Raw genomic sequence first — 10,629 nt, forward strand, 5'->3', positions numbered from 1 at the left:
TGTACAAGGATCGACTTAAGACTTTTGCAAGAGGTCTATTGTAGGGGTAATTCATGAATTACCCCTACACCTATTACCTAGTCCAGTAACCCACCACCATTGACAGTGGTTGATGTAATCATCTGATGAACTATGACTAGGAACCTAGTTAAGAGTAGATTAGAGATGAAGATTGATTGAATAAACCAATCATAGTTAAGAGCGTTGGAAAAGAGGGTCTGTAGGCGCACGGATTTTCCATTATGAATATAGTATCCTGTCAAGCTGCCTTTGTCAAGAGAAATTTTGACAACATCCAAAAAAACGTAATTGTAGGGGTAATTCATGAATTACCCCTACACCTATTACCCAGTCCAGTAGGGTGCGTTAGACGGCCAAAATTTCCGCTTTAACTTCAAGCTAACAATCCGTCGTAACGCACCACCATCGACTGTGGTTGAATTGATAACTGATTACTGCTCACTTATAACTGATTACTGATAACTGATAACTGATAATAACCCTTGAGCGCCAAAACGGACAACATCGGTACAAAATAACCCCGTTTCCTCCCGCACAGTTTCTATAGCTTTAACTGCCGCCTCCGGACTAAGATGAAAAGTATTTAAACTAATCCCCTTTACCTTCACCTCCCCGAAACTTCCCCCGGCGCTGGCAGTCATTTCGTAGAGTTTAATCACTTCCGTTAGGGGAGGGATGAGAATATCTGGTAAATCCTTGATATGAATTTGTCCAGCGCGATGGACGAGAATTAACCCCGTTGGTTGACTGCCACGCATTAAGGGCAAGGTAGCAGTGGATCCAGGGTGTAAAAGAGAGCCTTGACCCTCAATAAACAAAATATCGTTATTTTCTGCCGATTCTAACACCAAAGCCTCGATCGCACCAGCAGCATAATCGACGCGCACCGCATCCAAGGGTACACCTTTTCCCGCGATCATAATTCCCCCCTGTCCAGTGGCTAAAAATTGCGATTTTAGCCCTTTTTCTGAGGCTGCTCGATGTAATTCGATGCTAGTGGACATTTTGCCCACACTCATATCCGTCCCTACCGTTAGAATACGCTGACAGGTTAAATTTTTCGCCCGCGCTTGCCCAATTTTTAAGTCTTGGGGTTCCAGACGGATATCCCAAATCCATTGATCCGGTTTAAGCTGAGAAAAAAGGGGTTTTAGGGGTGTATGGAGTCCATTAACGAGGGATAACCCTGCCCTTACCCCCTCTTTGATTTCTTCTAGCCAATGGGGTGGTAAAATGCCTCCTGAGGGTGCGATGCCAATTAACAGGGTATCGGGATGATAGGTTAGAGCTTCCCTAACAGTAGCAACAATCGGCAAGGGGCGATCGATTCCGGCCACTTCTTTTAAGGTGCTGCCGGCGCTTTCTGCGTCAATAATCGCCACTACCGGCGCTTTCCCGTAACGCAGATAACTTAACCCGGTTTTGCCGCGAGTTCCTTTGATTCCTTCGTGGAGAAGAATCGCTACTTTCTTGTCAGGAGTCAAATAATTAGTCATCTTCTGTCCGTAAACTAACACCCAAACCGGGTGAATTATTTGGTTGTAAACGTCCCCTTTCCAAGCTTAAACCCGTAAAGGGATCATCGCGTAAATTTAAATGACTATCTAGGTCAAGATAGTTGACAAGCGGGCCAAGATGTGCTAGGGCAGTATTGGCTAAACTGCTATCAGAGTAACATCCGAACATAATTTGCAGTCGGCAAGCTTGGGCAATATGAATCATTCTTTGCACTTCGGCTAATCCACCAGCTTTCATTAGTTTAATATTAATGCCGTGGACTCGATCGGCCAGTTTCGGGATATCTTGACTGGAAAAACAGCTTTCATCGACGAAGATAGGTAGGGGCGATTTTTGGTATAAATCGATTAAATCTCGTTCTTGTCCCGCAGATAGGGGTTGTTCCACATAAATAACGCCTTTTTCCTCTAACCATTGGCACATTTTCACCGCATCGCTCAATTTCCAACCACCATTAGCATCGACAGTTAGGGGCAAATGGGGGACAATTGCTTTAATAGCCAGAATTATAGCTCGATCGGCTTCTGTACCGTCCGGTGAGCCTAATTTGACTTTTAATAAGCTAAAATCGCCGATTTCTAGCCAATCTAACACCCTCTTACCCACATTTTCTGGAGAATTTAAACCGATAGTAACAGAAACCGGCGGAATTAAAGAGCGATCGAGTCCAAAAATTTGCCAGAGAGGTAAATTAGCTTTTTTGCCTAACCAGTCGTGCAGCGCCGTGTCAATAGCGGCACGAGTAGCCGAAGATATCTGATTTTGCCATAAAATTTTCTCAATTTCTTGGCGTTGACAGGGGTGAAAAGATTGTAAAAGAGGAGCGATCGAGTTTAATTCTTGCAGGATTTTATCGGGTTTTTTCTCCTCACTGGTAATATCAAAAGGGGATGCCTCTCCCCACCCTTCGATATTTTCCTCGCTAATTTGCAGCCAAATATTAGTATTTTTACTGGTAGTGCCGCGACTAATCCTTAAAGGTACTCGTTTATGAATAGTAAAAGTTTGCCAGTTTAGCAGCATAATTCACCTCGGGATGATCGGGGAATAGGAACAGAAAAATTATCTACACTTACCCAAATCCTTACTTCTGTCCACTCTCCCCGCAATCATACAACTTCCGGCGGTGTTTTTCGTCAAAGACAAAATATGATAGGCTAACCGAAGGTGTAGGCAAGACGGCTGCGGGTTAGGAAATGGGATGAAATAGGAGTGAGTTAACCAAAATCAATGATTAAGAAAAAGATTTCTTACTGGGTAAATGGAGGTATTGCCCTCATTGATCGCTATCTGATCAGCCAACTACTACCCCCATTTTTATTTAGTGTTGGTTTATTTGCCTCTTTGGGAGTAGCGATCGGCAATCTTTCCGATTTAGCTAATCAGGTAGTTGATGCGAATCTACCCCTCGCTTCGGCCCTAGAAATTCTCCTGTTAAAAGTGCCAGAATTTGTCACTTATTCCCTACCAGTTTCTCTTTTGCTGGCCACTTTAATCACCTACGGTCGTTTAAGTAGTGATAGCGAAACCGTTGCCCTGCAAAGCTGTGGAGTCACTCTTTATCGTCTTTTTATACCCACTTTTTGCCTGAGTTTAATAGTGACAGTGGTGACATTTTTATTAAATGAATATGTGGTTCCCAATGCTAATTATCGAGCCACAGAAATTTTAGTTCAGAAAATTAATAAAGAGGCAAGTTTTTGGAAAAATAAAGATTTTTATTATCCCGATTATGAAATAAAAACCCTAGAAAATGGTACGATTAATCGCAATTTAAGAAGTTTATTTTATGCCGAACAATTTGACGGTGAAAAAATGAAAACTGTCACCGTTATCCGTTGGCTAAAAGAAGAATTAAATCAAATTATTATCGCCGATTCGGCCCGTTGGAATGCCGTCGATAACGTCTGGGACTTTTTTAACGGCATTATCTATGAATTAACCCCCCCTAACGCCTCCTATAGCCAAGTTATCCCCTTTAAAGCCGAAAAAATCGCTTTATCTCGCTCCGCTTTCGATTTTGCTCGTCAAAGCCGCGATCCCTACGAGATGAACATACCACAGGCGATCGAATATGTGCAACTGCTCAAACTCAGTGGCGATGAGAAAAGAGTCAGGTTTTTTCAAGTGCGAATCCAGCAAAAAATCGCCTTTCCCTTTGTCTGTATCGTCTTTGCTACCATTGGCTGTGCCTTGGGTTCTCTACCGCAAAGAATTAGTCGGGGAACCAGTTTCGGTCTCAGTGTCGCCATTGTTTTCCTCTATTATCTTTTAAACTTCTTAGTGGGCAGCTTGGGACTAACCGCCACCCTCTCCCCCTTCCTAGCTGCCTGGCTGCCTAACTTTTTCGGTTTTGGGTTAGGTCTGTGGTTATTATGGCGACTTAACGGTTAGACTTTTTTGAAAATTTTCGTCAAGATAGGAGACGTAGAGTTATAGCAGGCCCCTTAGTCTATGTTTCCCTTCTTCTTTAACACTTGTGGCAGCACTTCCCGTCAAGAATGTCAAGAGCGTAAATTAACATTCCTCAAATGGATGCGCGACGACCTCGAAACCCGTCTAGCGGGATTAAATGCCGCTATCGAAACTATCGAGCGTCAAATCAGTCGGGAAGGTCAATAAACCCTGAAAATAGGCGAGTTTTCCCCTCGCCTTCTCCCCACAATTAGCTAAGAGAGATAACTTGACAGTTGTATTCGCCAAGAGGGATAATAGGAGTTTGTGTGAACTTTAGCTAGACTAAAATACCTTGGCTAACGTTATTGTAATCGGCGCTCAGTGGGGCGACGAAGGAAAAGGAAAAATCACGGATCTGCTGAGTCGATCGGCGGATGTGGTGGTGCGTTCTCAAGGTGGCGTAAATGCGGGTCATACCGTCGTCGTCGAGGGTCAAACGTTCAAACTCCATCTAATTCCCTCTGGGATTCTCTACCCGGATACGGAATGTATAATCGGCTCAGGAACAGTCATAGATCCCTCGGTGTTACTCAAAGAGATGGCGCAATTACACGCCCTCAATGTTACCACCGACAATCTCTATATCTCGCAAACGGCTCATGTCACTATGCCCTATCATCGGCTGCTCGATCAAGCATCCGAGGAAAAACGGGGTAAATATAAAATCGGCACCACGGGACGGGGTATCGGCCCCACCTATGCCGACAAATCCGAGCGCATCGGTATTCGAGTCATCGACTTGATCAATACCGAGAATCTGCGGCAAAAACTAGAATGGACGATCAATTATAAAAACGTCATTTTAGAAAAGTTATATAACTTACCGCCTTTAGATGCGAAGACGGTGATCGAGGAATATCTAGAATATGCCGAGAAACTGCGTCCCCATGTGGTCGATAGTTCCCTAAAAATCTACGAAGCAATCCGCAAGCGTAAGAATATTCTTTTTGAAGGGGCCCAAGGCACCCTACTCGACCTCGATCACGGAACCTATCCCTACGTTACCTCCTCCAATCCGATCGCTGGGGGTGCTTGTGTGGGTTCTGGCATTGGTCCAACGGTAATCGATCGAGTGATCGGTGTGGCCAAAGCTTACACCACTAGGGTAGGTGAAGGTCCATTTCCCACGGAATTAGAGGGGGAGATCGAGCAGTTATTATGCGATCGTGGGGCGGAATTCGGGACTACCACCGGCCGTCGTCGTCGCTGCGGTTGGTTTGATGCGGTGATCGGTCGTTACGCGGTGCGAATCAATGGTTTAGACTGTCTAGCGATCACCAAATTAGATGTTCTCGATACCCTAGAGGAAATCAAAGTCTGTGTTGCCTACCAATTGGACGGCAAAACCTGTCGCCATTTGCCCAGCAGTGCGATGGAATTCGCCCGTTGTCAACCGATTTACCGAACGATGCCGGGGTGGCAACAACCCACCAGCGATTGTCGAAGTCTGGAAGACCTGCCCAAACAGGCCCTCGATTATCTAAAATTCCTAGGGGCGATCATGGAAGTACCGATCGCTATTATCTCCCTAGGAGCTAGTCGCGACCAAACTATTATCGTTGAAGACCCCATTCACGGACCCAAACGCGCTCTTTTGGACGAAAATGGCTCACCTTGGGATAATCACGAATTTTAAATCATTGCTAAAGAGGATTAGTCAACTATGCAAGTTAGCGTTGAATGTCAAAAAAGACCCGAAAATATTAACCCCAGGGCCCTACGTCGTCAGGGTTTGATCCCGGCGGTTCTCTACGGCCACAGCGGCACGGAATCGGTTTCCCTCGTGGTGGGAGAAAAAGCGGCCTTAACCCTGCTCAAAAAGGCCTCGGTGAATAATACCCTGGTGGATGTTAATGTCCCCGAAATGCCCTGGACGGGAAAAGCTTTGATCCAAGAGGTACAATCTCATCCCTGGAAAAGAAATCTCTATCACCTCAGTTTCTTCTCCGTATCTGCCCACGGTAAGCTCGATATCGTTGTTCCGATTAAAGCCATAGGAGAAGCGATCGGAACTAAACAGGGCGGTTTAATCGAACAGTTCGTCAACGAAGTTAATGTCTCCTGTATTGCTGATAATATCCCAGAAGTGATCGAATTTGATGTGTCGGGGATCGGTGTGGGGCAATCCCTGCTCGTGGGTGATTTGAAAATGCCAGAAGGGGTGACTTTAAAAGATGATCCCCATACCACCGTTTTTGCCATTGTTGCCGCTAAACGGTAAATTAATTGATCGGTCGTCGGTGGTCGGGTTTTGGGGTGATAGGGTGATGAGACAGCTTCCCCCTCCCCAACCCCCACTCTGCCATAACTGCTACTGCATACTTTGTGTTTTTTGTCAAAAAAACTTTTTCTTTGCAATAAAACTACACAAAAAAAAGATCATCGTTGTGGGTGAAATTGACCAATTTACCCGTCTCAATTTGGATCACCCTGTAGGTTTAGCAAGGGTTTCAACCATTGCTGTCCAAAAAAGCACAGAATAACCCACTTTGAAATTCTATCAAATCGCTGTAACCATTGCAACATCGTTGTTAAATAAAAATCTTTCTCAATTAATTCTTAAGAATTTGTAAATATTGCGAAATGTTAATTTAAATATTCTCAAGTTTTTGGAGTCAATAAATAATTTTTGCTTATCTTTGGTGCACATTGGGTTAGAAGTAGGGAGTTAGGAGACAGGAGACTCCGAGACAGGAGACAGGAGACTCCGAGACAGGATTCAGGAGTCAGGAGACAGGAGGCAGGAGACTCCGAGACAGGAGGCAGGAGACTCCGAGACAGGAGATTATTTTTTTTATTCTCCCCACTACCCCACTACCCCACTTCCCCACTTCCCCACTTCCCCACTTCCCCACTTCCCCACACTCCACACCCCACACCCAACACCCCACACCCCACTTCCCCACTGCCCTCTCCGGTACTCCGGTGCGCCCCTCTCCCTGCTGCCATCTACTGGAGGGTTATAGCGTGAAAACGCTCAAATAGCTCCTCGCGGGCGGATTCGATTGATAATAGCCGTGCGCTGCAAAGGAGGCAAGAAATAGACCCCTTCGGGCCAATTCGGGTCTAAGGCCGCCCCAAAACCGTTTAATATAGTCTCACTAACCAGAGGCGCAAGAATCCATAAACGGGGCAAATTTTCCTGATTGTAGGGGCTATTTTCTCGTTTGGCCTGTCGCTGTAGTTCAGCAAAAACGGCGGTTAATTTCGAGAGACAATTACGCACATCGGCACGAGTGGGAGAATTACGATCGGGTTCTAGGAGAGGGTTCTTTAGGGCAATTTGACCTAATAATCCTAGATTATCGACAGTTATTTGCCCCTCTGGATGAGGCGAAAAAAATAGATCAATCTGTCGGGTTTCGTCGGTAATTTCTTTGCTAATTTCTACTTGGCCTAGGGGCGTTAACGAAGGCGGTCGGCAGATGGCAGCGGGCAGGAGGTTTCATCAATCGAGGCGAAGAAAAAACGGTAAGATTAGTTAAAGAAAATGATACAAATATACATTGATTAGACAAAAAAAGCTATAAGTAAAAGAAAAGTCAATCTTCCTCAGCCCCATGACGAGAAAAGAACGGCCTCACTCGTGGTTCTCAAGAAAACCCTTGACCTGGCAACAATCGCGGACTATGTGGCGCGATTTATGGTTAGAAGCGTCCCTCGATTTTCCCTATCTAGCTTTGATTGTCAGTTCTTGTGCGATCGCTACCTTTGGCTTAGTCGCCAATAGTGCGGCCGTGATTATTGGGGCGATGATTATTGCCCCTTTGATGTTGCCGATTCGTAGTCTGGCTTTTGGTGGTTTAATTGGCAGTTGGCGATTAATTCGTAAGTCGGCCTTGGCGATTTTAGTTGGTACGATCATCGCTTTAGCGATAGCTTGGTTGCTAGGATTATTGATCGGAATTTCCGAATTTGGTAGTGAAATTCAGGCCCGTTCTCAACCGAATCTTTTAGATTTAGGAGTAGCAATTACGGCGGGGGCAATCAGTGGTTATGCCAAAATAGAACCGAAAATTTCAGGTACTTTAGCGGGAACAGCGATCGCCGTGGCTTTAATGCCGCCAGTTTGTACGATTGGTTTAGGATTATCCCAAGGGAATTGGGTCTTAAGTTTGGGGGCAACTCTGTTATATATTACCAATTTATTAGGCATTGCTCTCGCCTGTTTGTTGGTCTTTTTGCTGGCTGGTTATTCTAGTTTTCATCGGGCGCGTAACGCTCTAATTTTGACTTCTATCCTGACAGCAGTTTTGCTAATTCCCTTAGGAATAAGTTTTGCAACTCTGGCCAATCAAGCTCGCTTAGAAAGGTTGCTCAAAAAAGCTTTATTACAACGAACGATTACTTTTCAACGGGCAGAATTATTGGAATCTTCGATTAATTGGCTCAAGCAACCTCCCCGGGTGAGATTAGTAGTAAGAACTGCGGAAAGTATTACCCCCAGACAGGTAGAATTGTTGGAAGAATTCATTACTAAGGAAATGGGGCGACCTTTTCAATTAAATGTCTTGGTTTCTAAGGTTAATGAAGTCACTGCCCCAGAATAAAGTCGAGAAAATTAGCTCAAGTAATGACAAACAAGGATTAATTCGCTATCTTAATGTTTGATATTTAATCTATAGGTAGGGTTCAGGTGAGTGGCGGCAATCGACCAGAAAGCACGGCTTATGTGCGGATAATTAAGCAATCTTGGCAAACGGGGAAATTAGAGGGAGAAGTGCGGACGGAACAATATCAATGGCGTTTTCAGTGGCATTTTCTTCAAGGCAAGTTATTAGTACAACCTTCCCTAGGTAGGGCTTTGATTTTTGAACCCTTGAATCGGTTTTTAGAACGCTACGATTATCAATTAGAACCGGGAGGAGATTATGAATTTACGGTGCGCTCAAAATTTTAAATATGGGGGATTGAATTACAGCCTTTCTCCTAAGGATGAAGTTTAACTTAATTTGGCATCATAAAAGGAAAACCTTGTACCTCATCATTAAGATAACTGCCTATTGATCAAAAGAAATTGACGGTTTATGGACAACCCGGCCGAGATACTAGGTTTTTAAAGGAAGTTTTTTGATTTAAATCCTGCCGGTTAGGCTAAAATTCAGCCATACTAAAGCGTTATATTAACGATAAGAATTTTTAGGAATAAGGGAAATGACGCAAGAACAGAAGGTTTCAGTGGGTATTGTCGGCGCTTCCGGATATGGTGGCGTACAGTTGGTACGTTTGCTCAAAGAACATCCCTTCGTAGAATTAGCCTATCTGGGGGGCGATAGTAGCGCCGGAAAACCCTACAGTGATTTATATCCCCATCTCGGTCATAGCATTAATCTTAATGTGGAGGCGATCGATTTAGAGATAATTGCCTCCCGTTGTCAAGTGGTTTTCTTGGGTTTACCCAATGGTTTAGCCTGTGATTTAGCCCCTCCTTTGCTCGCTAAAGGGTGTAAAGTGTTGGATCTGTCGGCAGATTATCGTTTTACTAGCCTAGAAACCTATAGTAAATGGTATGGCAAGGAACGTCAGGATCAAGCGATCGCATCTACGGCTGTGTACGGTTTACCGGAACTTTATCGGGAAGATATTAAAAATGCCTCTTTGATCGGTTGCCCCGGATGTTATCCTACTGCTAGTTTAATGGCGATTTCTCCCCTGTTAAAACAGGGTTTAATTCTCCCGGAAACCACGATTATTGATGCCAAATCGGGAACTTCGGGAGGGGGAAGACAAGCTAAGATTAATATGTTATTGGCAGAAGCAGATAATTCGATCGGGGCCTATAATGTAGCGGGAAAACACCGTCATACTCCCGAAATCGAGCAGATTTGCAGTGATTTAGCCGGTCATGAGGTGCGCGTTCAGTTCACTCCCCATTTAATGCCCATGGTCCGAGGTATCCTGTCCACAGTCTATGCAACTTTGCGGGATCCCAATCTGGTGCGGGATGATTTAATCACTATCTACAATGCTTTTTATCGCGCTTCTCCCTTTGTCAAAATCCTACCGGGGGGAGTCTATCCACAAACTAAATGGGCCTGTGGTACTAATTTATGTTATCTCGGTATTGAAGTGGATCCGAGAACCGATCGAGTGATAGTGATGTCAGCGATCGATAATTTAGTTAAGGGACAATCGGGACAAGCGGTACAATGTCTTAATCTCATGATGGGTTGGGAAGAATCCCTTGCTTTGCCGCAAATGTGTTTTTATCCTTAAAAATTCCTGGATGCGTTTAACCGGGTACATCTCATTTTTGTAAATCTACTGAGTTGGGATTTTTAAAGGGAAACTATCTGCTAAAATTGGTCATTACTTCCGATTTTATCACTCAATCCAAGCCTTTGGGGGGTTCTACCCCCCAAACCCCGGAGCGCATTAGTTTTTCGGTGGGATGCTTACACGCAGCTGCTGATACATTTGTAATTAGGGTTTGCTGAAAAAGCTTTTCCTGGGGGCTGGGTGTGGGGTGTGGGGTGTGGGGTGTGGGGTTTCATCGATTTTCAGGTGGTCAACTACCTAATTTTCAGGGAAAAAGTCCAGGAATTTTCCCCCCGATCCCCGCAATGGCTGGCACTTTTTGAGGGGAAAAAAGTCCAAAAGTCTTATCCAACAAGGTTTTTAGATTTATTCAGC

The 10,629-nt window shown here is 44.6% G+C and carries 11 protein-coding genes and 1 pseudogene; 8 read left to right on the forward strand and 4 right to left on the reverse strand.

Annotated elements, in window-relative coordinates; genetic code table 11:
- Positions 1-77 precede the first annotated feature (77 nt).
- From O9332_RS26810 to O9332_RS26820, 3 genes are all read right to left on the reverse strand, one after another.
- The gene (locus O9332_RS26810) at positions 78-326 is read right to left on the reverse strand and encodes a hypothetical protein (protein ID WP_288028093.1); all 249 of its coding nucleotides are present in this window, start codon (positions 324-326) and stop codon (positions 78-80) included.
- A 147-nt stretch (positions 327-473) separates the two neighbouring features.
- Positions 474-1,517 carry an N-acetyltransferase DgcN family protein gene (locus tag O9332_RS26815; RefSeq protein WP_002759248.1) on the reverse strand — a complete coding sequence of 348 codons (1,044 nt, stop codon included), beginning with the start codon at positions 1,515-1,517 and terminating at the stop codon, positions 474-476.
- Complete coding sequence (locus tag O9332_RS26820) at positions 1,510-2,562, reverse strand: dipeptide epimerase (protein WP_002759247.1); 1,053 nt, start codon at positions 2,560-2,562, stop codon at positions 1,510-1,512. Before O9332_RS26820 ends, O9332_RS26815 begins: the two co-directional genes overlap by 8 nt.
- A gap of 207 nt (positions 2,563-2,769) precedes the next feature.
- On the opposite strand from O9332_RS26820, the gene O9332_RS26825 reads away from it, so the two are divergent.
- The 5 genes from O9332_RS26825 (at position 2,770) to O9332_RS26845 (ending at position 6,967) form a co-directional block, all read left to right on the forward strand.
- Positions 2,770-3,933: an LptF/LptG family permease gene (locus O9332_RS26825; RefSeq protein ID WP_288028095.1), complete on the forward strand. Its 1,164-nt coding sequence runs from the start codon at positions 2,770-2,772 to the stop codon at positions 3,931-3,933.
- A 60-nt stretch (positions 3,934-3,993) separates the two neighbouring features.
- Positions 3,994-4,161 carry a hypothetical protein gene (locus tag O9332_RS26830; RefSeq protein ID WP_002759244.1) on the forward strand — a complete coding sequence of 56 codons (168 nt, stop codon included), beginning with the start codon at positions 3,994-3,996 and terminating at the stop codon, positions 4,159-4,161.
- Between the two features lie 127 nt (positions 4,162-4,288).
- Positions 4,289-5,632: an adenylosuccinate synthase gene (locus O9332_RS26835; RefSeq protein ID WP_002759243.1), complete on the forward strand. Its 1,344-nt coding sequence runs from the start codon at positions 4,289-4,291 to the stop codon at positions 5,630-5,632.
- A gap of 27 nt (positions 5,633-5,659) precedes the next feature.
- On the forward strand, positions 5,660-6,217 hold the full coding sequence (locus O9332_RS26840; RefSeq protein ID WP_002759242.1) for a 50S ribosomal protein L25/general stress protein Ctc: 558 nt from the start codon (positions 5,660-5,662) through the stop codon (positions 6,215-6,217).
- Between the two features lie 408 nt (positions 6,218-6,625).
- Complete coding sequence (locus O9332_RS26845) at positions 6,626-6,967, forward strand: hypothetical protein (protein ID WP_288028097.1); 342 nt, start codon at positions 6,626-6,628, stop codon at positions 6,965-6,967.
- Between the two features lie 36 nt (positions 6,968-7,003).
- Here the strand turns inward: O9332_RS26845 and O9332_RS26850 are convergent.
- A pseudogene (locus tag O9332_RS26850) lies at positions 7,004-7,435 on the reverse strand (hypothetical protein); the annotation flags it as partial.
- Positions 7,436-7,556: 121 nt separating this feature from the next.
- On the opposite strand from O9332_RS26850, the gene O9332_RS26855 reads away from it, so the two are divergent.
- The 3 genes from O9332_RS26855 to argC all read left to right on the forward strand — a co-directional run bounded on the left by O9332_RS26855 (position 7,557) and on the right by argC (position 10,212).
- Positions 7,557-8,546, forward strand: a complete 990-nt coding sequence (locus O9332_RS26855) for a DUF389 domain-containing protein (protein ID WP_288028099.1) — start codon at positions 7,557-7,559, stop codon at positions 8,544-8,546.
- Between the two features lie 86 nt (positions 8,547-8,632).
- Positions 8,633-8,896 carry a DUF3146 family protein gene (locus O9332_RS26860; RefSeq protein ID WP_002733391.1) on the forward strand — a complete coding sequence of 88 codons (264 nt, stop codon included), beginning with the start codon at positions 8,633-8,635 and terminating at the stop codon, positions 8,894-8,896.
- A gap of 254 nt (positions 8,897-9,150) precedes the next feature.
- Positions 9,151-10,212: an N-acetyl-gamma-glutamyl-phosphate reductase gene (gene argC / locus O9332_RS26865; RefSeq protein WP_288028101.1), complete on the forward strand. Its 1,062-nt coding sequence runs from the start codon at positions 9,151-9,153 to the stop codon at positions 10,210-10,212.
- Positions 10,213-10,629: the final 417 nt, after the last annotated feature.

It is taken from the genome of Microcystis sp. LE19-10.1B (assembly GCF_027530565.1).
In the GTDB taxonomy this organism is placed as follows: Bacteria; Cyanobacteriota; Cyanobacteriia; order Cyanobacteriales; family Microcystaceae; genus Microcystis; species Microcystis aeruginosa.